General features: G+C 68.1%; 23 protein-coding genes and 1 pseudogene. 9 read left to right on the forward strand and 15 right to left on the reverse strand.

Annotated elements, in window-relative coordinates; genetic code table 11:
* Positions 1-103 precede the first annotated feature (103 nt).
* Complete coding sequence (locus WME82_RS35885; protein ID WP_438038991.1) at positions 104-1,474, reverse strand: extracellular catalytic domain type 1 short-chain-length polyhydroxyalkanoate depolymerase; 1,371 nt, start codon at positions 1,472-1,474, stop codon at positions 104-106.
* A 177-nt stretch (positions 1,475-1,651) separates the two neighbouring features.
* On the reverse strand, positions 1,652-2,497 hold the full coding sequence (locus WME82_RS35890) for a DUF6597 domain-containing transcriptional factor (protein WP_438038992.1): 846 nt from the start codon (positions 2,495-2,497) through the stop codon (positions 1,652-1,654).
* Positions 2,498-2,568: 71 nt separating this feature from the next.
* Here WME82_RS35890 and WME82_RS35895 point away from each other — a divergent pair, with 71 nt between their 5' ends.
* Positions 2,569-3,243, forward strand: coding sequence for a glutathione S-transferase family protein (locus WME82_RS35895; RefSeq protein ID WP_438038993.1), 675 nt, complete (start codon positions 2,569-2,571; stop codon positions 3,241-3,243).
* Positions 3,244-3,262: 19 nt separating this feature from the next.
* Here the strand turns inward: WME82_RS35895 and WME82_RS35900 are convergent, their stop codons facing one another.
* Together WME82_RS35900 and WME82_RS35905 are read right to left on the reverse strand one after the other, a co-directional pair.
* Positions 3,263-4,153: a carbohydrate kinase family protein gene (locus WME82_RS35900; RefSeq protein WP_438038994.1), complete on the reverse strand. Its 891-nt coding sequence runs from the start codon at positions 4,151-4,153 to the stop codon at positions 3,263-3,265.
* Positions 4,150-5,103, reverse strand: coding sequence for a pseudouridine-5'-phosphate glycosidase (locus tag WME82_RS35905; protein ID WP_438044961.1), 954 nt, complete (start codon positions 5,101-5,103; stop codon positions 4,150-4,152). Before WME82_RS35905 ends, WME82_RS35900 begins: the two co-directional genes overlap by 4 nt.
* A gap of 264 nt (positions 5,104-5,367) precedes the next feature.
* On the opposite strand from WME82_RS35905, the gene WME82_RS35910 reads away from it, so the two are divergent.
* Both WME82_RS35910 and WME82_RS35915 read left to right on the forward strand, forming a co-directional pair.
* Positions 5,368-5,874: a hypothetical protein gene (locus tag WME82_RS35910; RefSeq protein ID WP_438038995.1), complete on the forward strand. Its 507-nt coding sequence runs from the start codon at positions 5,368-5,370 to the stop codon at positions 5,872-5,874.
* A complete protein-coding gene (locus WME82_RS35915) occupies positions 5,757-6,500 on the forward strand; it encodes a transposase (RefSeq protein ID WP_438038996.1) in 744 nt (247 codons plus the stop codon). The genes WME82_RS35910 and WME82_RS35915 overlap by 118 nt, the downstream gene beginning before the upstream one ends.
* Positions 6,501-6,640: 140 nt before the next feature.
* Here the strand turns inward: WME82_RS35915 and WME82_RS35920 are convergent, their stop codons facing one another.
* The 3 genes from WME82_RS35920 to WME82_RS35930 are packed head-to-tail and all read right to left on the reverse strand — an operon-like array spanning position 6,641 to position 8,035.
* The gene (locus WME82_RS35920; RefSeq protein WP_438038997.1) at positions 6,641-7,525 is read right to left on the reverse strand and encodes an SDR family NAD(P)-dependent oxidoreductase; all 885 of its coding nucleotides are present in this window, start codon (positions 7,523-7,525) and stop codon (positions 6,641-6,643) included.
* A gap of 21 nt (positions 7,526-7,546) precedes the next feature.
* Complete coding sequence (locus tag WME82_RS35925; RefSeq protein WP_438038998.1) at positions 7,547-7,729, reverse strand: hypothetical protein; 183 nt, start codon at positions 7,727-7,729, stop codon at positions 7,547-7,549.
* Positions 7,730-7,765: 36 nt separating this feature from the next.
* Positions 7,766-8,035 carry a hypothetical protein gene (locus tag WME82_RS35930; protein ID WP_438038999.1) on the reverse strand — a complete coding sequence of 90 codons (270 nt, stop codon included), beginning with the start codon at positions 8,033-8,035 and terminating at the stop codon, positions 7,766-7,768.
* A 731-nt stretch (positions 8,036-8,766) separates the two neighbouring features.
* Here WME82_RS35930 and WME82_RS35935 point away from each other — a divergent pair.
* A complete protein-coding gene (locus WME82_RS35935) occupies positions 8,767-9,240 on the forward strand; it encodes a hypothetical protein (protein ID WP_437912610.1) in 474 nt (157 codons plus the stop codon).
* A 215-nt stretch (positions 9,241-9,455) separates the two neighbouring features.
* Positions 9,456-9,998, forward strand: coding sequence for a hypothetical protein (locus WME82_RS35940; protein ID WP_438039000.1), 543 nt, complete (start codon positions 9,456-9,458; stop codon positions 9,996-9,998).
* 230 nt (positions 9,999-10,228) lie between these two features.
* Here WME82_RS35940 and WME82_RS35945 read toward each other — a convergent pair whose 3' ends face one another.
* The 6 genes from WME82_RS35945 to WME82_RS35970 all read right to left on the reverse strand — a co-directional run bounded on the left by WME82_RS35945 (position 10,229) and on the right by WME82_RS35970 (position 14,304).
* Entirely contained in the window at positions 10,229-11,035 is an 807-nt protein-coding gene (locus tag WME82_RS35945; RefSeq protein ID WP_437852336.1) for an ABC transporter permease, read from the reverse strand.
* A 38-nt stretch (positions 11,036-11,073) separates the two neighbouring features.
* Positions 11,074-11,910, reverse strand: a complete 837-nt coding sequence (locus WME82_RS35950) for an ABC transporter permease (protein ID WP_438039001.1) — start codon at positions 11,908-11,910, stop codon at positions 11,074-11,076.
* Entirely contained in the window at positions 11,907-12,905 is a 999-nt protein-coding gene (locus tag WME82_RS35955) for an ABC transporter ATP-binding protein (protein WP_438039002.1), read from the reverse strand. The genes WME82_RS35950 and WME82_RS35955 overlap by 4 nt, the downstream gene beginning before the upstream one ends.
* 150 nt (positions 12,906-13,055) lie before the next feature.
* Positions 13,056-13,478, reverse strand: a complete 423-nt coding sequence (locus WME82_RS35960; protein ID WP_438039003.1) for a hypothetical protein — start codon at positions 13,476-13,478, stop codon at positions 13,056-13,058.
* A gap of 239 nt (positions 13,479-13,717) precedes the next feature.
* Positions 13,718-14,176 carry a hypothetical protein gene (locus tag WME82_RS35965; protein WP_438039004.1) on the reverse strand — a complete coding sequence of 153 codons (459 nt, stop codon included), beginning with the start codon at positions 14,174-14,176 and terminating at the stop codon, positions 13,718-13,720.
* Positions 14,173-14,304: a hypothetical protein gene (locus tag WME82_RS35970; protein WP_438039005.1), complete on the reverse strand. Its 132-nt coding sequence runs from the start codon at positions 14,302-14,304 to the stop codon at positions 14,173-14,175. Before WME82_RS35970 ends, WME82_RS35965 begins: the two co-directional genes overlap by 4 nt.
* Before the next feature lie 197 nt (positions 14,305-14,501).
* On the opposite strand from WME82_RS35970, the gene WME82_RS35975 reads away from it, so the two are divergent.
* On the forward strand, positions 14,502-15,485 hold the full coding sequence (locus WME82_RS35975) for a phosphotransferase family protein (RefSeq protein WP_438039006.1): 984 nt from the start codon (positions 14,502-14,504) through the stop codon (positions 15,483-15,485).
* 41 nt (positions 15,486-15,526) lie between these two features.
* Here the strand turns inward: WME82_RS35975 and WME82_RS35980 are convergent, their stop codons facing one another.
* Complete coding sequence (locus tag WME82_RS35980) at positions 15,527-16,171, reverse strand: hypothetical protein (protein ID WP_438039007.1); 645 nt, start codon at positions 16,169-16,171, stop codon at positions 15,527-15,529.
* Positions 16,172-17,434: 1,263 nt separating this feature from the next.
* On the opposite strand from WME82_RS35980, the gene WME82_RS35985 reads away from it, so the two are divergent.
* Entirely contained in the window at positions 17,435-20,710 is a 3,276-nt protein-coding gene (locus tag WME82_RS35985) for a glycosyl hydrolase 115 family protein (RefSeq protein WP_438039008.1), read from the forward strand.
* A 233-nt stretch (positions 20,711-20,943) separates the two neighbouring features.
* The gene (locus WME82_RS35990; protein ID WP_438039009.1) at positions 20,944-22,182 is read left to right on the forward strand and encodes a glycosyl hydrolase 53 family protein; all 1,239 of its coding nucleotides are present in this window, start codon (positions 20,944-20,946) and stop codon (positions 22,180-22,182) included.
* Positions 22,183-22,760: 578 nt separating this feature from the next.
* Here the strand turns inward: WME82_RS35990 and WME82_RS35995 are convergent.
* Positions 22,761-23,144 (reverse strand): hypothetical protein, encoded by a 384-nt coding sequence (locus WME82_RS35995; RefSeq protein WP_438045026.1) that lies wholly within the window; start codon positions 23,142-23,144, stop codon positions 22,761-22,763.
* 6 nt (positions 23,145-23,150) lie between these two features.
* On the opposite strand from WME82_RS35995, the pseudogene WME82_RS36000 reads away from it, so the two are divergent.
* Positions 23,151-24,149, forward strand: a pseudogene (locus WME82_RS36000) (serine/threonine protein kinase); the annotation flags it as partial.
* Positions 24,150-24,338: the final 189 nt, after the last annotated feature.

Here is a 24,338-nt window from a genome sequence, read left to right on the forward strand (position 1 = left end):
GAGACGGGGAGATTGGTGGGATTTCACTCCCCGTCTCCCCGCCTCCCTGTGAATTTTCTCGAAAAGGCCGAGGGGTTGCTTCAGCTCACCGGCAAGACACGTGTCAGCTCCGGGCGTTTCGCTGCCGGCGACGGAGCGTCAACAGCGCAAGGCCCATGGCGACGACCGCTGCGTACGAGCCCTTCGGCCTGGCGTCGCCATTGACGACGGCGCACCCGCCCGTTTCACCCGATTCACCTGCAGACTCCGAGCCCGCGCCGGTGGTGGCGCTGTCCGCAGCGCCGCTCGTGCCGCTCGTGCCGCTCGTGCCGCTCGGGTCGCTGCCGCCCGTCGTGGTGACCTCGCCGCCGCCAGCGGGCTGCCCGCCAGAGCCGACGGTCACGCCCTCGCCCGCGCTTCCGCCGTCCCCCGAGGCGCCGCCGCTCCCCGCAGCAGGCCCGGCGCCGCCGACGTTCTGATCACCCCCGGAGCCGTCGCCCGAGCCACCCGTGCCGCCGCTGCCGGCAGCCTCGGAACAGTCGGTCTCCGGATCGGCCCCACCGGCCTTGTCCAGACCGAAGAACGCGAGGATCGCATCGGCCTCGTACGGCATGGAGTGCGCGCCGTTTCTTCCTGACCAGGCCTCGAACACCGTCTGGCCACACTCGTTCTTCCAGAACTGGCGATCATAGGTGGTTCCGCTCGCGGTGATCATGTCGGTCGAGGTCGGGGCCTCGCTCAGCTCGAGGACGTTCGTCCATTCCTTGATCGCCTCGGCCTGGTTCTTGTAGTTGATCGTCGCGTCCGCCGTGCCGTGGAAGATCTGGAGGCGGGGGCGATGCCCCGTATACCCAGGGAACATCCCCCGAACCTGATCTCCCCATTGCTGCGCTGACTTGCTCGTCCTGCCGCCCGCGCAGTTGTTGCTCCATTGCTGGCCCCCGTCGAAGCCGTCCGCCCAGCACCCGGCCGCCACCCCCGCCCTCGCCGCGCCGGCCCGGAAGATGTCCGGGTACACCGCCAGCATGGCTTGCGTCATCATCGCTCCGGACGAGCCGCCCATCACGTAGACGCGCTTCGGGTCGCCTTTGTACTTCTCGAGCGCGTACTTCACCATCTGAGCGACGGCCTGCGTGTCGCCGCCGCCGTCGTGGGTCAGCGATTTCGTCGTGCCCACGTCCCAGCAGTTCCGGCCGGTGGCCTCCGGAAGGATGATGATGAAGCCGTTCTTGTCGGCGCCCGCCTTGACACCCGAGATGCTGTTGAAGAACGAGCTCACCGGCGTGCTGCACGAGTGGCAGCCCACCACGATGGGCGGATTCTCGGCCAGCTTGTCCGGAACGTAGATGTTCATGTTGACGTAGCTCGGGACGCCGCTCGCTCCCCACGTCGCCTGGCTCACCGCCTGCACGGACGCCGCGTACACGGGCATGGCCGCGAACAGCCCCAAAGAAAACGACGCGACCACGAAACCGCGATTCTGAAATCGACGCATGTTCGAGTACCTCTAAAGCTGGCGTCGCCGACGACGGCGCGCGATTGGCGCGTGGATGCTATCGACACAGGAACTTTGACGCAAGCCGCTTCGGGTTCTTCCAGTCCGCGAAAATTGAACCAAGACCTTGCGCATCACGGAGCCTTCTCGCGCTGTGGATGGCCGTGAACACGCAGCTCACCCCTTCACGCCGGGCCGGCCGCCTTTCGACCTCGCTGCCGCGCACCGCTCTGCATAGACGGCCGGTGTGAAGCCGACCTGGACCTTGAATTCCCGGATCAGGTGCGCCTGATCATGATACCCGAGCTCCTGCGCGAGCGCCGCCCACGCGACGGGCGCGCCCGTGGCCACGCGCTCCGCGGCCTCCTGCACGCGTGACCGCCGGATGATCCACTTGGGCCCGACGCCGATGTACCGCTCGAACGCGCGGTGCAGCGTGCGGACCGAGACGCCCGCGATCCGGGCCAGATCCTCGGCGCGGTGGATGTCGCGATCGTCCTGCGCGCGGACGGCGAGCGCCATGGCCTCGTCGAGCCCGGCGTCCTCCGGGCCCCTGCGCGCGCGCAGGAGCTCCTCCACGGCGCGGATCGCGGTGGCGTCGTCCGGCTGGTCGAGCACGGCGCGCTCGAGCGGCCCGGCCGCGCCGCCGAAGATCTCGACGAGGGGGACGACGCTGTCGACCAGGCGGCGCATGGGGACGGGCGCGAACGGGAAGAAGCCGCCCGGCTTGAACTTCGTCGCGACGACGCGCCCCGTGCCCTCGATCCGGACGACCTCACGCCGGGTCCCGATGCCGTGCACCGCCGAGCCCGGCGCCTCGATGGCCAGGTTGACGCAGGGGTGCGGCAAGAGCTCCTGCTCGAACGGCGCGGTGAGCGACCAGCGGACGACCCAGTGCCAGTCGACGAGCCTGGCCAGGTCCGGCGCGGGCGCGTGGCGGTGCAGCTCGAAAAAGCGCTGGAGACCCGCGGCGGGGTTCAGGATGCCGCGGGTGGGGTCCTCGGGGGTGATGCTCCGGCTCATGATCGCGCGTGGCGCTCTTTTACAATACCGCGCCTCGCCCGGGCAGTAGCGTCCGCCCCGGAGGCAGCAACATGGCTGATTCGACCACGACCCCGAGGGGCAACCTCGTTTTGTTCCATTCTCCGAACTCGCGCTCGATGGGCACGCGCATCCTGCTCGAGGAGCTGGGCGCGCTCCACGAGCTCCGCGTGCTGAACATGAAGGCCGGGGAGCAGCGGAAGGCCCCTTACCTCGCCGTGAACCCGCTCGGGAAGGTGCCCGCGATCCTGCACGACGGCGCGCTCGTCACCGAGCAGGTCGCGATCGTCATTTACCTCGCCGATCTGTTCCCGGAGGCCGGCCTGACCCCGGCCATCGGGGATCCGCTGCGCGGGCCGTACCTCCGGTGGATCGCGTACTACGGGTCGTGCTTCGAGCCGGCCGTCGTCGATCGGGCGATGAAGCGCGATCCGGCCCCGGCCGCGACGTCTCCGTACGGAGATTTCGATACGATGTTCGGCGTGGTGGCGGAGGCGCTGCGGAAGGGGCCGTATCTGCTCGGCGATCGATTCTCGGCGGCCGACGTGCTCTGGGGCAAGGCGCTGGAGTGGATGGTGAAGTTCAAGCTCGTGCCCGAGCTGCCGGAGGTGACGGGCTACGTCGCGCGGGTGTGCAGCCGGCCGGCGTTCGCGCGGATCGCGGCGAAGGACGCAGAGCTCGCCGCGGCGCACGAGGCCGCGGCCGCAGCGGAGGCGCAGGCGAGCTGATCGCCGCCCGGGCTGCCGTCTACTCCGGCTGCCCACCCAGCTGCTTCACCGCCCTCGATCCCGCCTCGATCCCGCGCCGCAGGCACTCCGCCTCGCGCGCGCCCTGGAGCTCCGCGGTGATGAACCCGGCCGCGAACGCATCGCCGGCCCCGGTCGTGTCCACCACCTCGACCTGAGGCGCCGGCTCGTCGAGGCGCACGCCCTGCCGTCCGCCCACCGCCGCGCCCCGCGCGCCACGCTTGATGATCACCCGCTCGAAATAGGCGCCCAGCGCGATCATCTGCGCGGTGAGGTCACCCGTGCCCGAGAGCGCCTCTGCCTCGTCGGCGTTGGCGAGCAGCGTCGACATCCCTCGTGTCCACTCAAGGAAGTCCCCGACCCCCACCTCCCGCAGAAAGCCCACGGACGCGGCGTCGAGGGCGATCGGGACGCCGCGGCGCCGCGCCTCTTCGGCGAGCCGCAGCGCGGCCCGCCGAGGCCCTTCGGCGAAGAGCGAATACCCCGAGAGGAGCACCAGCCGCGTCTCGTCCAGGAGCCCCACCGGCATGTCCGAAGGCTCGAGCGCGAGGTTCGCCCCACGATCGGTAAGGAAGCTCCGCTCCCCGTCGGCGTCGACGAGGATGACCAGCACGCCCGATGGATTCTGCGGGTCGGCCACGAGGATCGGGTCGACATGGAAGCTCCTGAAATAGGCTTCGAGATGCGGCTTGTCCCTGGCTCCGACCCGGGCGACGAACGACACCTTCGCTCCCATCGAACCGAGCCAAACCGCCTGGTTGGCCCCCGAGCCTCCCGGGCGGCTCTCGATTTTGGCGCGCCGGTCCGAGCCGCGCACCAGCGGCCCCTCCGGGCGGACGATCACGTCCGTCATCACGTCGCCCACCACGAGCACGCGGTCGGCCGCGCTCATGCCTTGGCCTTCGGCTTCGCCTTGGGCCTGGCCCCGAGCTCGCTCATCGCCGCCGCGATCTCCGCCGCCACCGCCGCGTTGTTCTCGACCAGCGCGATGTTGGCGACGAGGCTCTTGCCCTCGGTGAGCTCGAAGATGCGCTTCAAGAGGAACGGCGTCAGGTCCTTGCGGCTCACCCCCTCTGCCTCGGCGCACCGGATCGCCTCCTCGATCCTCGCCTCGATCGCCCTGGGGTCCATGGCATGGCTCTCGGGGATCGGGTTGGCCACCAGGACCCCGCCCATGCCGAGCTCGAACTGCAGCGCGATGACCCTGGCCGCTTCCTCGGCGCTGTCGATCCTGTGGTCCACCTTTTGCCCGCTCTGCCGCGCCCAGAAGGCCGGGAAATCCTCTGTCTTGTAGCCCAGGACCGGCACGCCATGGGTCTCCAGCGTCTCCAGCGTCTTGGGGATATCGAGGATCGACTTGGCCCCCGCGCAGACCACCGCCACCTGCGTCTGACTCAGCTCCTCGAGATCGGCGGAGATGTCGAAGGTCGTCTCCGCCCCGCGATGCACGCCGCCGATGCCCCCGGTGGCGAACACCTGGATACCGGCCCAGGCCGCCGCCATCATCGTGGTCGCCACGGTCGTCCCGGCCAGCCCGCCCAGGACCAGGAGCGCCGCCACGTCGCGCCGCGAGGCCTTGGCCGCCTTGCCGCCCGCCCTGGCCAGCCGCTCGAGATCTTCCCCCTTCATACCCACCTTGAGCTCGCCGTCCATGATCGCGATCGTCGCCGGCACGGCGCCGTTCCGGCGGACTACCGCCTCCACGCGCTGCACCATCTCGAGGTTCTGCGGATACGGCATGCCGTGCGTGATGATGGTCGACTCCAGCGCGACCACCGGCCGGCCGCCAGCGAGCGCTTTCCTGACCTCGGGCGAGATGGAGAGATAGTCCTTGATCGACACGCTGAGATCCTTGGGCGGCGAGGGTTTGGCGGCTATAGAGGCACCGGGCACGAGCGTCAAGCGGTCACGACTTTGGGTACCGCGATCTCGCGGCCGTTGCCATTTTCATTTCTGTTCCGTCCCGTCACCCTCTGTGCCCAGCCCTTTCAAGGTCACAAACCATGTAAGTCCATCCGATCCATAGCGCACTCTGTAGGATCTGTCTTCCAGCGAAGAGCCCGAAGCTATTGCGCACGGCACCGGTAACGAGGCATTCAGGTGCGCATGCTCCTGTCCAAGGTACTCGATCGATTCATTGAGAAGAGCCCGGTGAGCGTGATGGCCCGCGCCGCAATGGAACACGCCCTCGCGCCCGAGGCGCTCGATGAGCTGTTCGACGAGCATGCGGACAAGCAGTACACGCGGGAACTCCTCTTCTCATCGAGGGTCGACCTCATGGGCGTGGTCGTCAGCAAGGTCGCGCCCTCGGTTCACGCGGCGTATCAAGCGGTGGCCGAAACGCTGCCGGTATCCCTTGCGTCGATCTACAACAAGCTCAACAACTTGGAGCCCGCTGTCACCAGCGCGCTGGTGCGCCACACGGCGGAGCGTCTGGCGCCAGTCATCGACACCATGGGGGGGGACAGGTGCCGGCACTTCTCCCCGGATACCGGGTGCGAATCCTGGATGGCAATCACCTGGCCGCGACCGAACGGCGTCTTCAGGTACTGCGTCAGAGCAAGGCCGGACCGCTGCCCGGACACGCGCTCGTTGTCCTCGACCCGGCGTTGATGCTCGCGACGGACATGATCCCTTGTGAAGATGGGCATGCTCAGGAACGGTCGCTTTCCCCGGAGATCCTCGATCTCGCTGCCGCAAACGATCTCTGGATTGCTGACCGGAATTTCTGTACGAGCACATTGCTGTCGGGCATCACCAAACGGAAAGCTTTCTACATCATTCGCCAACACGCGAGTATGACAATCGTGTCCGCCGGCACGTTGAGGAAGCGTGGTCGAACAGACACTGGGGAGGTCTATGAGCAGGGTGTCACGATCAAGAACTCTGATAATGAGGTGACGAAGACGCGTCGGATCATAATCCGCCTGGACAAGCCAACGCGAGACGGCGACATCGAGATGGCAATCCTCACGAACCTGCCCCCAACAGCAGCTAGCGCAGTGGTGGTAACAGAATTATACCGAAAGAGATGGACACTGGAGACCATGTTCCAATCGCTCACAGCGATGCTTCAGGGCGAGGTTGCCACCCTCGGCTATCCTCGCGCTGACGATGACTCCGACCGCGCTCGCCAAGGAGATGCTCAGCTGGGCAGCTCACGTGCAGCTCGGGAAGCTCAAGCGCCATCCACGCGGTGTGAAGAAGCCCGTGCCGAAGAGAACCCGATTCGCGAATGAAACTCACGTGTCGACTGCTCGATTGCTCGCAGAATCCAGGAAAAAGTCGCCTTGAAAGGGCTGCCCCTACCGGGAACCAATTTTCAAGACAGTGCTATCCCTCACGAGCCGGACCCTCTCGATGTGCTCACGGATCCCGCTCACGCGTCGGCGTCAATGCTCTTGGGCTTGGCGCCGGCGGCCAGCATCTCCTCGCGCATGCGCTTGTGCCTGTAGCTGGCTAGCCTGAGGCTGAGCGCCGGAGACAGGCGATCGAGGTACCAGAATGCCTTCCACCATTTGGGCAGGACGATGATCGCCTCGTTGCGGGCGACGGCGTCGAGCGTGCGGCGCGCGAGCTCTTCGGGGGGGATTGGGTGCAGGCGCTCCGACATGCGCATGATGGTCTCTTTGGAGACGTTCTCCACGTTGATACGGCCGTACACACCGCCGGTGACGATGGGTGTGCGGATGGCGCCGGGGCACAGGACGGAGGCGCGGACGCCGTAGCGCTCTGCCTCCACGCGGAGGGCCTTGGTGACGGCGACGACGGCGTGCTTGGTGGCGGTGTAGGCGCCCTCGTTAAAGCCCGCGACGAGGCCTGCGACGGAGGCTGTATTCAAAATGTGTCCTGAACCCTGCTTCACCATGATCGGGTAGACTGCCTGGATGCCGTAAACGACGCCGCGCAGGTTGACGTCGATGACGTCGTCCCAGTCCTCTTGCACGTGACTGGCCATCTCGCCCCCGACGACGATGCCGGCGTTGTTGAACAGGTAGTCGATGCGGCCTGAGCGCTGCAGCGTGTCTTTTGCGATGGCCTTGAAGGCCGGCAGGCTGCGCACGTCGAGCTCGGCGGCGGTCGCGCGACCTCCGCGGTCGGTGATGCCTTTGGCGACCTCCGCGGCGACGCTGTGCTGGCGATCCGCCAGCACGACCTCGCACCCTCGATGGGCGAGCTCTTCACCGAGCGCGCGGCCGATGCCGGAGGCGCCTCCGGTGACGATTGCGACCTTGTTTTCAAGCGTTTTCTGGTTGGTGCTCATCGGGCGCGGACGCTATCACGTTCACGCGCCGCGCACGATGGCCAAGGTGCGCTCCACGACCTCGGCGACGTCGCAGTCCGACGTGTCGACCGTGTAGTGTGCAGTCTCGTACTGGGTGGCGCGCTCGGACAGGAGGCTCTTGAGGCGCTCCATCGCGAGCGGGTCAGGTGCCTCGGCGTTGGCTTGTCCGAGCGTCCGGATCACATCAACGGCACGCCGACGGACGTGGCTCGGAAGACGCTACTTCACAAGAAGGTCGAGCCCATGCTCGAGTGCGAGCTCCAGCACCGAGAGCAAGTGCCCCCAATGCGCGACGGTGATGCTCGTGGGCATCACGACGTCGGACGTCGGCGAAAGCCGAGACGCTGCGGGCGGCGCCGGAGCTTCGTTCTCCGTCTGCTTTGGCGCCTTGGTGTGCTCGCGCTCCGGCGCTTTCTCGCCCGCCTTTGCGTCGTCACACGCCTTGTTCTTCGCGAGCGGCGTGCCGCCTGGGGGGGGCTTCGGCGTCACGAGGGGGCGAAAGGTCGAGCGGGCAGCCAAGACGCCGTGGTAGGTGATGGTCGGGTAGAACGGTGGGGGTATCAGGGCCGGCTACAGCTCGTGTGCTCGCCGGGACCGAGGTCGTGTGATGACCTTGAAAGGGGTGCCCTCTGTGCCCTGTTGCTGGCCACGCCGGCGCCAGGCCAGAAGAATCTCTTGAGAGGACAGAGCGTCCAAACGGCTTCGACCATCAAGGTTATCGTGGCCGCCGATGACAGTGGACAGGATGCTCCCATGCGTTCCGGCCGCCCCGAAACAGCGACGCCATATCGACAATCTATCTATGCATCGACAGGGCGCCTCCACTCCACGGCGCGCGAGCCGATGTGCTGGGAATCGTGACATGTCACGCCGAGAACCGTGACATGTCACGCCGAGAACCGTGACATGTCACACAAGATCGGGGCGCATGTCGCGCCAGGAGTCTCATGACCGGCGTGCGGGGCGCGGCTTACAGAGAATTCTGGCGATTCCCGAATGTGGCACGTGACATGCAATTGCGCCCAGACGAGCGAACATGAAGCGCATGCGCAACAACGCGGAGCAACGTCGCGTATGCGCCGAGCCTTGCAGGATCAACAAATCCGCGGGCCGAAACTGCCTCGCAGAGTGCTGGCCACGAGCGCGTCGTACTGGAGCATACGCACCAAGCGTTCGGGAAAGCCGATCGTTGGTCAATCCTGGGAAAGTGGAACGGACACATGAAGAAGCTCGCAACGTTTGCAATCCTCCCCGCACTGGGCCTCGTATTGAGCTCGGGCGACGTGTCGGCCGGGGCGACGATGAACGGCGCCGCGTGTCACCTGGTCAACGGCATCGATGTGCTGCGCGCATCCAACGCCATAATGAACCAATCGAGTAACCCGATCACCATCCACTGCGCGATTCCGATAGACCACCAACTCGGAGGCACGGTGACCTTTCGGGTCCGGATGTCTGACGGCAACGACTCGGATGGCATGAACACCACGTGCGTTGGCTTAGCGAACGACCAGGACGGCAACGATCTCGGTTCGACTTCGGCCATGGTGTCAGGGACGGGGACCTTCACCGGGACCGTAATAAGGACCGCCACACTCACCGTTTCGCCGCAGAGCGCCTCACACATGTACTCCGTCAGCTGCGTGATCCCAGGAGGCGGTACGTCTGGCCTATTTACCGCGCGCGTCTTCTAGCTTGAGTCGAATGGTCCGAGTCGAGCCATGCAGGCCATGAGCTCGGGGCGTCCACGTGGTGACCAGTGATTGAACGACGACCGCACCGGCTGTTCATTCTGCTAGCCGGCATTGCAGCCCTAGCGGGTGCATACGCTCTCGGGCGCGTTTCGGCCCCCTCGGCAAGCGAACGCGCGGGCGTCCCGAGCTCGAAGGACGGTCAGCGACTCGCGGCCTTGGAACGCGAAGCTCGTCGGTCGCGAGCTCCGACATTCAAGGCTACCATCCCTTCGCAGCGTGGCTCGGCCGACGACGGCACGGCCGAGACCTTCGACTCCGGCCGGCTTCGCGCCGGCGGCGAGCAGGACGGCGAAGAGCTCGACGGTGCGGACGTGCGCGAGCCGCTCGATCCCGAGGAAGAGGAGCGCTCGGTGCACGAGGCGCGAATCGCGTTCTGGGACGGCTTGAGCGCTCGATTCGACACCGAGCCGCCCGACCCAGCATGGCGTCGTGAGACAGAGCCGGTGATCACACGGGTGATCTCCGAGCAGCTGGGTCCACAGGTCAGCGTCGACGACGTTGTCTGTTCCTCCAGCCTTTGCCGCGCGAAGCTGACCCACCCCCAATGGCCGCGCATTCCCAGCGACAAGTTCATCCAGTTTACATTGAGCCGCGGATCGCTCGCAACGATGGAGATCCAGGTGGACACCCGAGACGAGGGCGCCACCGTTCTGTACTTCTTGCGCAGAGAAGGGGCGCCCACAGAACACGATCTGTGATATTCGCTGGTGCAGCAAGAGGCGAGCGTCCCGTGGCAGCCCGTTTTTTGCTACTGAACCGGGGCGACTTCCCGCAGCGGCGCCAGAGCGACAAATAGATTGAAATCGCCTGAAAAGCGCAGGATTTCGAACCGCCTGGACGCCATGAGACGCCAAGACATTTTGTTATTCTCATGGCGTCTTGTGGCGCCTTGGCGGTTCATTCTCGCTTGAACAACGTGACCTGTACTTTAGGACCCGGTGGACTGGTACCGCCGCTCCCCGAACCGCCAGATGCGCAGCGACACGAGCAGGAACGCCACCCCCACGAGCGGCGACGCCCAGCGCGCGGCCTCGGGCAGCGCGGGGACCGTGGGGCGATCGAGCAGCGCGCCCGCGGGGATGTAGCTCACGAACGCGAGCGGCACGACGAACGTGAAGAAGCGCCGGAACCAGTCGCGGTACAGGGTCAGCGGGTACTGCGCGGCCTCCGTGCCGCCGTACGTCAACGCGTTCATGATCTCCAGCGACTCGATCGTCCAGAAGCACAGCGTCGCCTGGAGCACGAGGAGCCCGTAGAACACGCAGGCGCCGCCGACGATCGCGCCGACGAGCAACGCAAGCTTGGCCGCCGTCCACCCGACGCCGAGCGCGCTCCCGGCCCACAGGAGCATGACGAGGCCGACCGCGAGCCGCCCTGCGCGCAGGAACTGGAACTCCCCGGTGGCGACCTGGAACGCCGTGGAGCGCGGGCGCAGGAGGAGCCGGTCGAAATCGCCCGACCTCACCATCGCGGAGAAGGTGTCGAACCCGCGGCCGAACGACTCGGCGAGCGCGAACGAGACGTTCACGAGGCCGAACAGCAGCGCCACCTCGGCGAAGCGCCACCCCCGGACCGCGCCGAACCTGTCGAACAGCGCCCACGCCCCGAGCAGCTCGATGCCCACCGTGATGAACTGCCCCACAGACCACATCACGAACGACGCGCGATACTGCATCTGCGCCCGCAGCGACGCGGCGGCGAGCCGGAGGTAAAGCCTCGTTGCATCGAGCGACATCTCGCCTGTTCCTCGTCTCCTCGCCCGTTCCTCGTCCCTCAGCCGCCCTGCACCACGAGCCGGCGCAGGCCGCGCGCGACCATCGCCCTGCCGAGCGCCACGAACGCGGCGGTCCACAGCGCCTGGTGCAGCAGCACGCCCGGGAGCGCCCCCGCGGGCAGGTGCCCGAGGTAGAGCCGGAACGGCGCGTCGACCATGCCCCGGAACGGCAGCGCGTCGAGCCACGGCAGCATCCACGCCGGAAACAGCGGCAGCGGCACGATCATGCCGGAGGCGACGAGGACGAGCGACGGCACGATCCGCGCGATGCCGTCGCCGGACGTCGTCCACAGCATCGTCGACGTCACCGCCGTCGCGAACGCACCGACGAGCGCCGCCGCGCCGACCATCGCCGCCGCCCACGCGCCCGCGGCGGCCAGCGACGGCGGCAGCCCCATCCCGAGGAGCGGCACCGCGACAGCGAACATCGGGACCGCGCGCAGCAGCGTCGGCGCGACGCGCGCGGCGAGCGCGCGGGCGAGCCAGAGCGCGTGAAGATCGAGCGGGCGCGCCAGCTCGTAGCCCACCGCGCCGGTGCGGATCAGCTCGCGCACCTCGGGGTCGGGGTTCGTCGAGAACGGCAGCAGCTGGAAGAACGCCTGTCCGAGCCACGTGTACGTGATCGCCTGCCCGAGCGCCATCGGCGGCGGCGCGCCCGACAGGGCGTTCCCGTAGAACGCCTCGAGCACCATGACCTTGATGAACCCCCAGAACAGCTGCGTGCCGAACCCGGCCGCGGCCGCAGCGCGGTACTGCAGGAGCGCGCGGCAGCGCGCCCGGAACACGGCGGCACAGGCGGCGAAATTGGCCGCAAAGCCCGCGAACGGCGCGCTCACGGCGGCGCCCCCGCCTCGCCGCCCTCGCCGTAGAGCCGCGCGACGATCTCGTCGATGGGCGGGTTCTGCACCAGGAGGTCGCGCACCGGGGCGCGGGCCGTCACGCGCCCGACCAGCTCCGCCGTCGAGATCGCGGCGGGGTCGAAGCGCAGCGTCACGCGGGCGCCCTCGCGGCGGATCACCTCGGCGCGTGGCTCGGCGATCTCCGCCGCCGGGTCCGCCAGGTCCACGATGAGCCAGCGCTCCGCGGTGACCTGCGCGCGCAGCGCCTCGAGCGAGCCGTCCGAGAGCACCCGCCCCCCGGCGATGAGGATGACCCGCGAGCAGAGGGCCTCGATGTCGTCCATGTCGTGCGTCGTCAGGATCACCGTGACGCCGCGCTCGCGGTTGAGCCGCTGCACGAAGCGCCGCACCGCGAGCTTCGAGACGGCGTCGAGGCCTATCGTGGGCTCGTCGAGGAAGAGCAGGTCGGGCGCGTGGAGCAGCGCGGCCGCGAGATCGCACCGCATGCGCTGGCCGAGGCTGAGCTGCCGCACCGGCGTGTCGAGCAGCGGCCCGAGATCGAGCATCGCGACGAGCTCGTCGCGCGCGCGGGCGTGATCGGCCGCGCCGACGCGGTAGATGTCCCGGAGGAGCTCGAACGAGTCGATCACCGGCAGATCCCACAGGAGCTGGGTGCGCTGGCCGAACACGACGCCGAGGCGCCCCACGTGCGCGACGCGCTCGCGCCACGGGACGCGGCCGGCCACCTCGCATCGCCCCGAGTCCGGCACGAGGATGCCCGCCAGGATCTTGACCGTCGTCGACTTGCCGGCGCCGTTCGGCCCGATGTACCCGACGAGCTCGCCCCGATCGAGCGAGAACGAGACGCCCGCGAGCGCGTCGACGGCGCGGTAGCGCGGGCGCACGAGCCCGGCGAGCGCGCCCAGGGCGCCCGGCCGGCGCTCGGCCACCCGGTACGCCTTGCGCAGGTCCTCGACGACGATCAGCGGCATGACGGCGGCCAGGGTCTCACGGGCGGCCCGGGAGCATACTTGACCTGGGTCGAGCGGCCAGCGCCGCGGGCCCCGACCTCGGTCAAGCCGCCAGCGCCGCGAACGCGGCCTACATGCTGAGCCTGCCCGCTTGCGATCCCTGCCGCGCCCTCACTCCGGCTTCGCGAGCGGCGAATAGCGGCTGTAGCGGTAGTCGTTCGAGGTCGCGTAGAGCACGCCCGGAGGATTGCGCGAGTTCCCCGCGGCGATGCAGGCTCGGTACCCGGGGTAGCAAGCCTGGAGCGTGTCGTGGACGAACGACGGCGCGGCCGGCGCGCCGCCCCGTTGCACCCAGCACGCGACGGCCGCGCCGGTCTGCGGCTCGATGAGGCAATAGCGCTGCATGTCGGAGGCGCAGCCCGTGCAGTCGGTCTGGATCGCGTTGATCGCGTGTCCGACGTTCGTGCAGCCGAAGCTGAAGATCGCGGCATTGAGCCCGCTCTGCTGCGCTTGCCACCAGAAGCCGTTCGCGAAGTTCGAGCACACGTACGAGCCAGGGGTATAGGTGCATTGCTGCACCGTGATGTTGCCCATCGCCGTCGCCAGCGGCGTGCCGCCCCATGTACCGAGGCTGGGGGCCGGTGGGCACGCGGTGCCAGGCGGAATGGGCCTTTCTCGCGGTGACATGCAACGCGCCGCGCCTGTGGCGCGCACGGCTTGGCGGCGCAGCGCGCCTCCGCGTGGGTTACGCGCGACGTCCGGCGCCGGTTCCCTTTTTGGGGTGGCATTTGTCAGCGGGCCGCCCGCCCGCCCTCGCCGCGCGCTGCCCGCCTTCAATCCCGGATATAGACGCTGAGCCCGTCGAATCTGGCCGAATTGCCCCTGTTCGCGAGCCTCGCCACGACCCGGATGGCCTCGCTCCCGCCGGCGGGGACCGTCATCGCGCAGCTGCCGTTCAGGTGGGTCGCGCTCGATCCGCACCCGGCTCCGCCTTCCAGCTCGAAGCCGTCGCACGCCATCGTGCCGACCGGCGCGCCTCCGCGGAGCAGGGTCACCTCGATGCGCACGTGGTTTGCGCCGCTGTGCTCGTAGCTTTCGGCGTGCACCGGGAACTCGAGCGCCTTTCCCGCCGGAAACGAGAGCGCCTTCTCGACGGGGGTGTCGAAGCCCGGCAGATCGACCTGACCCGCCGTCGGGCCCAGGCAGCTCAGGAGCACGAACGCCCCGAGCGCCGCCACGGCGGCGCGCGCCCGGTCCCGGTTCGCTGCGGTCCGCAATAGGAGCGCGCTCACCCGCCGGCCTCCTCGAGGAGGTCGCGCCCCCAGAAGCACGCGGCGACCGCGCCGGGCGCGCCGGGCGCCGAGGAGCAGCTCGCGACGACCTGCTCGATAAAGGTTTCCGAGGCGTCGGGTACCTGCATGCGGAATGCTCCTCTCAGGCGGACCGGGTGAGCTCGGGGAGCGACGTCTCCCGCGGTGGATTATCCGACGGCTCGGGCCCCGCCACCAGGTCTCCCTGCTCGCGCCGGGCCCGCGGCGCATGCTCACCAGGAGCGCGCGCGCCCCGATTCCGCGATGGCCGCGCCGGCGCGCGCGGGTTACGGTACCCGCCGCCTCGATGCCGCCCGATCCCAGCGCGCCCCCCGGCGATCGATCCCTGTTCCCGTCGTTCGACGGCCCCGGCGGCTTCGACCGGATCCGCGCCGACCTCCCCGCGTTTCTCCCGGCCATCCGCGCGGTGTGCGAGCGCCACGGGCTCTCGTCGGGCGGCCTCTCCGCCTTCGCGCACGGGACCAACGTGGTCGTCTCGAACGACGCAGGCCAGATCATCAAGCTGTTCCCGCCCTTCCTCCGGCACCAGTTCGAGGCCGAGCGCCTCTCGCTGGGGCGCTTCCACGGGAACGTCCCCGTGGCCACGCCGGAGCTCCTCTGGCTAGCGGAGCTCGAAGGCTGGCCCTATCTCGTGATATCGCGCCTCCCGGGGCGCACGCTCGAAGAGACCTGGCCCGCGATGAGCGGCGCGGAGCGCGCCGAGGCGCTCGCCCGCGTCGGCGAGATCATGAGGGCCGCCCACGCGCTGCCCACCTCTGGACTGGAGAGCATCGATCTCGGCTGGGCTGCGTTCCTGGAGCGCCAGATCGCCGGATGCGAGAGCCGGCACCGGCGGATGGGCCTGCCCGAGCGCCTCGTCTCGCAGATCCCGGCTTACCTCGAGTCTGCCCGCGCTCTCCTGCCGACGTCCGTCGTCCCGGTCCTGCTGACCGGCGAGTACACGCCGGAGAACCTCCTCGTGACCCGAGCGGGCGGGAGGTGGAGCGTCACCGGCATGATCGACTTCGCGGACGCGTGCCTCGGAGCACCCGAGTACGATCTCCTGGGCCCGTGCCTCTTCCTGTCGGCCGGCAGCGCGGACCTCCAGCGCGCCTTTCTCGGCGCCTACGGATACCCGCCTGCCGACCTGGGCCCAGCGCTGAGCCGCAAGCTGATGGCCCTCGCGCTGCTGCACAGGTACAGCAATCTCAGGTTCCAGCTCAGGCTCGAAGGCTGGGAGTCCCAGGTCTCCTCGCTGCCCGAGCTGGAGCAGACGATCTGGCCGTTCTGAGGGGAGAGCTGGCCGCTCGCGGTAGGCGCGCCCCGCCGCGATCACATGGCCGCGAGCAGGGCGGCGACGTCCTCGCAGGAGTGCTCCTCGACGGCCCGGCAGTTCGCCACGTCAGCCCACGGCCACCAGCCGCACCCCTCGGCGTCCTCCTCGCACGCCGCTTCGAGGTCCGGGGAGACGACGAGGTCGCAGATCTGATGCGGCGACGGCGCCTCCCACACCAGCGTCGGCCCGCACTCCATCCCTTCGCGCCCGCAGTGCCTTTCGCGCGTCTGCACCAGCGCGGTGCCGTCGCCCAGCACGAAGATCAGCGATTCGGTCTCGTCGATGTACGGGCCAGGCGTGAGCAGCGAGCTGAGGACGCCCGTGCCGCCTCCGGTCACCAGCTTGGCCGCGCACGAGAGCGCCTCTGGCGGGCTCGGATAGGCGTGCATGGTGACCGGCTGACAGCTCGGCTCGAAGTCGCAAGCGAACAGATCGAGAGCCGCCGGCTCGGGCACTTCCGCGCCGCCGCCCGACGTGGTGTCCGACGACTCCGGCCCGGGATCCGCGTCGTCGCCCCTGTCCGGCTCCGCCTCGGACTCGGCGCCGTCCGAGCCCTCGACGACGCGCGCGCAAGCGATGACGAAAGGAAGCTGCGCCGCTGCCAGCAGGAGCGCTGCCTGGATGATGCGATGTGCTCTCATGGTGTTGCCCTTTCTTAACGAGCCTGTGGAGGTTGTGCCAGGCATGGCGCACAGCAAGCGGCGCGCCACACCGTCCTCGCATCGCGGCGGCGCCGTTGCGCTCCGCGACTCCAGCCTCCATCCGCAGGCGGACAGCACGGGGGCGACGTCGCAACCCGAAGCCCACGAAATTGACGCGCCGCCTTCAGCGCTTGCCGCTGACCCATAATGACACAAACTGGCCATCAAACTCAGCGCCCGGCACACAATGACGCAACCCCGTGCCTCGAAGCTCTGTTGGAGCGCCCCAAAGCCTCCTCTTGCAATGGCGCTGTTCTCGAAGCAATATCGCGGCGGAACGGGCCAGCCTGCCTGTACCCCTCTCTTGGTTCATTTGTAACGAGTCTTACTTATCCTTGTTCGCTTCGAGGCACGTGACTGACGCGGCATCTTGGTGTTTTGAATGTCGTTGCGGCGTCGCTCTCGACGGTTGCAGATGCTCCGGGAAACATCGTTTACCAGAACAATGCCTTCTTCCGCATCGACGAGCGGAACTTCATAAACACCGTCACTCATCACCGCTGCGGTAAACCAAGAAACGCGCGTACCAGGCCACAGCCACCTCGACGCATGGCGGCATCCTCCCGTGCGCCACGATCACCAAAACGGATGCCGACCCGAAAAATCGAGGCGATTCGTGATCAGATCGGCTTGCTGCGGGAATTCTCCCGGGCCACACCAGCGAGGTGCAACCTGGGTCACACCCAGCCAGCTTGTGCAGAGAAGGCGTACTCTGCCTCCGAGCTTCATCTGTCAACAACTATCGACCACGGAACCCAGCCCGACCGCAGGCAACGCGGCGTGCAGCGAGGGGCCTTCCGCGCCGGACCGTGTCCGCGCGTCAAGGGCGCCTCGCTTCCACGCGCCTCCTGCGGCCCGAAGCGGGCGCGTCCTGTCCGGCGCGGCCGGTGCGGGTCGAGCCTGCGGGCCTCGGGACCGTCGGTGTGCATGTCACGCGGTGGTGATCACCGGGATCGCCACGGCGTGTTCGCTCGGAACAGCGCCTCGTGATCACGATCACGATCGCGCGGATCGCCGCAGGGATTTGGACGATTGCATAGGAGCGCCCGGCCTCAGCGCCGGAGGTCACGGCCCGTGTCCAGCGCGGGCGCGTCGACGACGCCGGTCAGCCGCATCAACGAGGGAAACACCGTTATGAGTTACGCACGCATGGTCATCAGGAAGGGTCGAATCGGATCCTCGCTACTCTGCTTGCTGCTCCCCATGTCGCTCGCTTCGTTGACCGCCTGCGGGTCGGATGGAGCGAAGGGCGATCCGGGAGAGCCGGGCGCGCCGGGCGCGCCGGGAGAGCCGGGGCCCGAGGGCCCGCCCGGCGAGACGCCGGTGTCGCCGGTCGACCCGGTGACGGGCTCCCTGGAGAAGTACGTTTCAACCGAAGGTGGAGCGGATCGCTTCCCCCTCGCCGTGAGCGGCAAGGTCGCTCCGCTGGTCGTCAGCGAGAGCGATTATGCGGGCGTGAACCGCGTCGTGGACGACCTCGCGGCGGACATCCAGCGGGTGACCGGCACTGCCGCGGCCGTCAACAACGAGATCCCGGCGTCGGCGAAGGAAGTGGTCCTCGTCGGGACGGTGGGCAATAGCCCGATCATCGATCAGCTGGTGGCGGACGAGCGGCTCGACGTCTCCGGCTTGACGGGGAAGTGGGAGACGTTCGTCACGCAGATCGTCGAGCAGCCGATGGAGGGCGTGGACCGAGCGCTCGTCATCGCCGGCAGCGACCAGCGCGGCACCATCTTCGGCGCGTACGACCTCTCCTCGCAGATCGGCGTGTCGCCCCTGTACTGGTGGGACGACGTCCCGGCCCAGAAGAAGCAGGCGCTGTTCGTGCTCCCCGGGCAGCACACCCAGGGCGAGCCGAAGGTGAAGTACCGCGGGTTCTTCATCAACGACGAGAACCCCGCGACCGGCAACTGGGCGGCCAAGATGTTCGGGCCGGGCAAGGCGGAGGGCTTCCCCGGAGGGCTCAACCACCTTTACTGGGAGAAGATCTTCGAGGTCGCGCTCCGCATGAAGGCGAATTACATCTGGCCGGCCGTCTGGGGCCGGGCGTTCGGCGAGGACGACCCGGAGAACCACGCGACGGCCACGCGGTACGGCATCGTGATGGGGACCTCGCACGAGGCCCCGATGATGCAGGGTATCGAGGAGTGGAATCGCCACGTGATCCCGGAGGTGAAGGACGCGGCCGGCACCGTCACCAAGCCGAAGACCGATCCGTACGGCGGCACGGGCGACTGGCGCTTCTCGGTGAACTCCGACGCGCTGAAGAAGCACTGGACCAAGGGCATCCAGCGGATGGTCGACGAGAAGATCGAGGGCGTCGTCACGCTCGGCATGCGCGGCCCCGGCGACGTCAGCCTGCCCCCGGCGGACGGCATCCCGCTCATGGAGGACATCGTCGACTCCCAGCGGAAGATCCTCGAGGACGTGACGGGGCAGGACGTGACGACCATCCCCCAGATCTGGACGCTGTACAAGGAGATCCAGGGTTACTGGGACGCCGGCATCCGCGTGCCGGACGACGTCACGGTGGTCTATTGCGACGACAACTGGTCCAACATGAAGCGCCTGCCGGAGCTCGGCACGGAGCGGGCCGGCGGCTTCGGCCTCTACTACCACTTCGATTACGTCGGCGGCGGCCGTAACTACAAGTGGGTCGACACGATCCTCCTGCCCAACGTCTGGGAGCAGCTCCACCTCGCCTACAACTACGGCGTGGATCGGCTCTGGGTCGTCAACGTCGGAGACTTCAAGAACGAGGAGCTCCCGCTCCAGTTCTTCCTCGACTATGCGTGGAACCCGGACCGCTGGCCGGTCGAGCGCATCGGCGACTGGGAGCGGCGGTGGACCGAGCAGCAGTTCGGCTCCGAGCACGCGGACATCATCGCCGACATCCTGCACAGCTACGCGCTGCTGCAGTCGGATCGCAAGCCGGAGCTGACCAACCGGAAGATCACCGTCGATTACGATCTCCTGGTCAGCGCGCCCACGACCGACGTCCCGGATCCCGACACGGCCGCCATCACGTACGACGACGGCGCGAGCCCGTTCAGCCTCACGAACTACCGCGAGCTCGAGAGCGTCACGGAGGAGTGGGAGGCGCTGGCCTCGCAGGCGGAGTTCGCGGCCAGGCTCCTGCCGGAGGAGGTGCAGGACGCCTACTTCCAGCTCGTGCTCTACCAGGTGAAGGCGACCGCCAACCTGTACGCGCTGCGCCTGGCAGGGTTCAAGAACAAGCTCTACGCGGCGCAGGGGCGCGCGGCCACGAACGACCTGGCGGCCATCGCCGAGGCGCGGCTCCAGGACGATCTGGCGCTCTCCTACTACTACAATCACGATCTCGCCGACGGGAAGTGGGAAGGCTTCCAGACGCAGCCTCACATCGGCTACGGCGCGCCGGGGAACCCGTCCTGGCAGCAGCCGGAGCACCAGTACAACAACATCCAGGAGTTCATCTGGCCTGAGCTCGTCTCGATCGAGGTCCCCGAAGCGGCGGAGCTCGGTGTGGCGATCGACGGATCGAGCAACTTCTGGACGGGCGCCGGGGCAGGCGACGGGACCACCGCGACCCCCGTGCTGCCCGCGTTCAGCCGGTATCAGACGCAGCCCGAGCAGTACATCGAGGTGTTCAACCGCGGCAGCGAGCCGCTCGAGTACACGATCGATGCCGCTCTCCCGGTCGAGTGCCCCACCGGCTGGGCCGCGAACACGCCGTGCCCGCCGTGGCTGAACGTCTATCCGAGCCACGGTGTCGTCGACAAGGAGGTGCGCGCGACGGTGAGGGTCGACTGGGTCATGATCCCCACGAACCAGACGTTCCCGGTCGAGGTCCCGATCACGGTCACGGGCTCGGACGGGAGCTCGGTGGTGGTCACGGCCCGCGTCGAGGACCCGCGGCAGGTCGCGTGGAAGCCGAACCGCTTCATCGAGGCGAACGGCTATGTCTCGATGGAAGCCGATCACTACAGCCGCGCGGTCAGCACGGATGACGTCGAGTGGAAGCTGCTCCCGGACATCGGGCGCACCGGGTCGGGCGTGACGCCGTTCCCTGTGACGGCCGAGGCCCAGGAGCCCGGCGGCGCGTCGCCTCGCCTCGAGTACGACATGCACCTCACGAGCAGCGGCCCGGTGAACGTGTATGTCTACGTGTCGCCGAGGAACAACTTCCAGAACTGGACCGAGGGCCTGCAGTACGCCGTGTCGTTCGACGACGGTCCGATCCAGAAGGTCAACACGAGCCACGCCGTCGAGCTCAACGGCAACGGCAACAAGATCTGGGAGCGGCACACCTCGGACAACGCCAACATCATGCGCACCAAGCACACGATCGCCGCGGCGGGTGACCACACGCTGAAGGTGTGGATGGTCCATCCTGGCGTGATCGTCCAGAAGATCGTGGTGGACGCCGGTGGCGTGAAGGAGAGCCTCCTGGGCCCGCCCGAGAGCTACTGGATGGGCAAGGGGCCGGAGCAGCAGTAAACCATCGTCTGTGAGCAGTCCGAGGGCCCGCCGCGCACACGCTGTGCGGCGGGCCCTCGTCATTGATGCGCCCCCGTATGCGCCCCGGCGCCTGCCGACAGCGGATCTTTCTACCTGCGGCGCCGCGATCCTGGACGCGCCCTCTTCGTGCGCCGTGATCGCGCGAATGGCCAATGGTAGGATCCTCGCCGGGATCAGGGATGCTGCGACAGACGCTGGGATGGATGGGTGTGGTGACGCTGCTTCCGGCGCTCGCCGCGTGCGGTGATAGCTCGGGGGCCGGGGCGGCCGGCGGAGGCGGCGCCGGTCAGGCCGCGTCGACGGGCGCCGAGGCGTCCACGGGGAGCGGAGCGGGCGGCGCGAGCGGCAGCACGAGCGGCAGCGGAGCCGGCGCGGGTGGAACGTCCGCGAGCACCGGCGGCGCGGGTGGAACGTCCGCGAGCGCCGGCGGCGCGGGCGGCGCGGGCACGGGCGGGAGCGGAGGCGACGGGACGCCGGGCGCGCCCCAGGGCTTCATCCTCGGCGCGGACATCTCGTGGGTGCAGGAGCGCGAGGCCGGGGGCAAGGTGTTCCGCGACATCGACCCGCGGACGGGTGAGCTCGTCGAGAAGGACATCCTCGAGATCTTGAAGGCGCACGGGTTCAACTGGATCCGCTTGCGCCTGTTCAACGACCCGACCGCGGTGTACGCCGACGCGGCCGTCGACGACGACCCCTACTCGCGCGAGGGCTTCTGCGATCTCGAGCACACGCTCGAGATGGCGCGGCGCGTGAAGCGAGCGAACATGGGGTTCCTGCTCGACTTTCACTACAGCGACGTATGGGCCGACCCCGACGATCAACACAAGCCCGTCGCCTGGACCGATCTCGAGGGCGGCGCGCTGGCGAGCGCCATGCGCGAGTTCACGCGGGACGCGATCGAGCAGCTGAGCGCCTCCGGCGCGCGCCCGGACATGGTCCAGATCGGCAACGAGATCCCGCAGGGGCTGCTGTGGCCTGACGGCTTCGTCACCGGGCAGGCGTTCCAGGGGCTGGGCTCGCTCCTGAAGGCCGGGATCCAGGGCGTCAAGGACGCCGACGACACGATCACCGTCATGCTGCACCTCGACCGCTGCGACGACAACGCGGCGACGCGCTGGTGGGTCGACGGGGTGCTCGGGCAGGGCGTCGAGTTCGATGTGCTCGGCCAGTCCTGTTACACCGAGTACCAGGGGCCGCCCTCGGGGTGGAAGGCGAACTTCGATGATCTCGTGAAGCGCTATCCCGACCTGAAGTTCGTGGTGGCGGAGTACTCGTGGGAGAAGCGCGCGGCCAACGACCTGATGTTCAACATCCCGGACAAGCGCGGGCTCGGCACCTTCATCTGGGAGCCGACCGAGTGGCACGAGCGCATCTTCTCGCCGAACGGAGATGTCATCGAGAGCATGATCGCGCCTTATGATCAGATGAAGGTCGACTACCGGGACTTCTGAAGCGGGGAGCAGGTTCGTGGCGCTCCCGAGGGCCCCGTTTCACGATCACCGTGGCACGTATCTCCTGGCGCTGAGCCCGTCGCGATCCCAGAGCGCCCGGCCGTCGCACCAGCGGGCCACCGTGCGTGCGCTGAGCCCGAGCGCACGGCAGGCACGAGCTCCCGCAGGCTGTGGAGTGACGGCGGCGCCCTTCGACGCATGGGTCAAGTCGTTGATATAGCGTCGTTTTTTTCATGGGTGTGTGCCAGCTCGCAGCGACGAATGCGCTGCCGACCGGGGCAAGGTCCCGCAGTTGGGGCTTGACGTTTCGGAAGGCTTTGGATTTCCTTCTCTCTGCGTTGGTTCGTCGATTTCTCGTCGTTAGGCCAGAGCGCGCCGCCGACCCTGCTCCCACGGGAGGCGCCAGGGCCGGCACCGGGCGCCAGGACGGGAGCGGGAGGCGACGGGGGCGCAGCGGGTGAGCGGCTCCCGGCAGGGGGGCCGCGAGGCGCTGTGTCTCCTTCAGCCATCAGGGGGAGCGCCGTTCTCGAGCACACGGCAGAACCAGCGTCGGGCGACGAAAGCGAGAGGGACGCAGATCAATGAACCGAAACAGTCAAGCGCACCTCGGTGACGACGCCTATCAGGTCACGGAGACCGTGGCCGTATTGCCGCGCAGCATCTGGCGGCGCGCGCGCCGCGCGACCTCCGGCGCGAGCGTGCTGCTGCACTCGCTCCGGAACGAGGTCGCTCAGCCGCGCCGGGTCCTGGAGCTCGAGCTGCAGATGTGGCGCCGAATCGGCACGCTCGCGATCGACGGCGACGTGCGCGAGGTAGACGGCGAGCTTTCGCTCATCATGGAGGACTTCGGAGGCGCACCGCTCGAGATTCCCCCGAAGGGCCTGGAGGTCGGAACGTGCCTGGAGCTCGCGCTCGGCATGTCTCGCTTGCTGCATCGCTCGCACGAGCAGGGGCTGCTTCATGAGGACATGAGCCATGGCAGCTTTCTGGTCAATCTCGAGACTCGACGTGTCGAGTTTGCCGATCTCCTGGCAGTCTCCGAGGACGGGGCAGGCGGCGCCGCTTGCGAATCCGCGCCCTCACTCGCCCACATCGCGCCAGAGCGGACGGGCCGCCTCAACCGTCGCCCCGATCACCGAGCAGACTACTATTCTCTGGGCGTCACGCTCTTCCAAATGCTGACGGGCCAGCTGCCGTTCGCGGCGACCGACGCCATCGGCTGGGCTCACGCGCACGTGTCCAAGCGCGCTCCGCTCGTCACCGAGCTGTCGCCCGACATACCGCCGGTCCTCGCACAGCTCGTGTCCAAGCTGCTCGCGAAGAATCCTGACGAGCGCTACCAGAGTGATCACGGGCTGCTGAGCGACCTGACCACGCTCTGTGAGAGCTTCCGGCGAACGCAGCCCCTCCCTGCCCTGGTCCTGGGGGAGAATGACGTTTCCAGTCAATTCATCGTCAGTCGAGACGTCCAAGGACGCGACGCCGAGCTGTCCGCGCTGGCAGGCGCCCTCCACGACGTGAGCTCCGGCAAGAGGCTGCTCGTGCTCATGCCAGGAGCCGCGGGCGCCGGAAAGTCCGCCGTGCTCGCGGAGTTCCTGCAACAGCACAGCGGAGCGCCGGCGCGCCTCTTGTCGACGGCGTTCGAAGAGCGAGCTCAGGCAGTGCCGCTGTCTGGCTTGGCGCAGGTGCTACGACGCCTGGCAGGGGACCTGCTGTCGCTCTCCGAAGCCGAGCTGACGGAGCTGCGGCAGCGCGTGACCGCAGCTCTGGGGCACAACGCAGGCATCATGACCGAGCTGGTGCCGGCGCTCCACTGCGTCACCGGTCCCTCCACGTCCATCGTCGCGTTGAACCCCATCGAGGCGCGGCGCCGGTTGCAGCATGTCTTCCTCTCCTTCATCCGTATCTTCGCCACGCCGGAGCGTCCCCTCGCCTTCGTGCTCGACGATTCTCAGTGGCTCGACGCCGCCTCTGCCGAGGTGCTGTCTGCCATCCTGACGAACCCCGACTCGAGTCACGTGATGGTGCTGGCCGCGCTCCGCGGCGGTGATGTCAGTGACGCGCCGACGCTCCTGAGCCTGCAGAGAACGTTGCACCGGGCGAAGGAGGTCGTGCTGACGTTGCCGCTCGGGCCGCTGTCCTCCGAGGCGGTCGCG

Source organism: Sorangium sp. So ce128, from assembly GCF_051525245.1.
Taxonomy (GTDB): domain Bacteria; phylum Myxococcota_A; class Polyangia; order Polyangiales; family Polyangiaceae; genus Sorangium; species Sorangium cellulosum_B.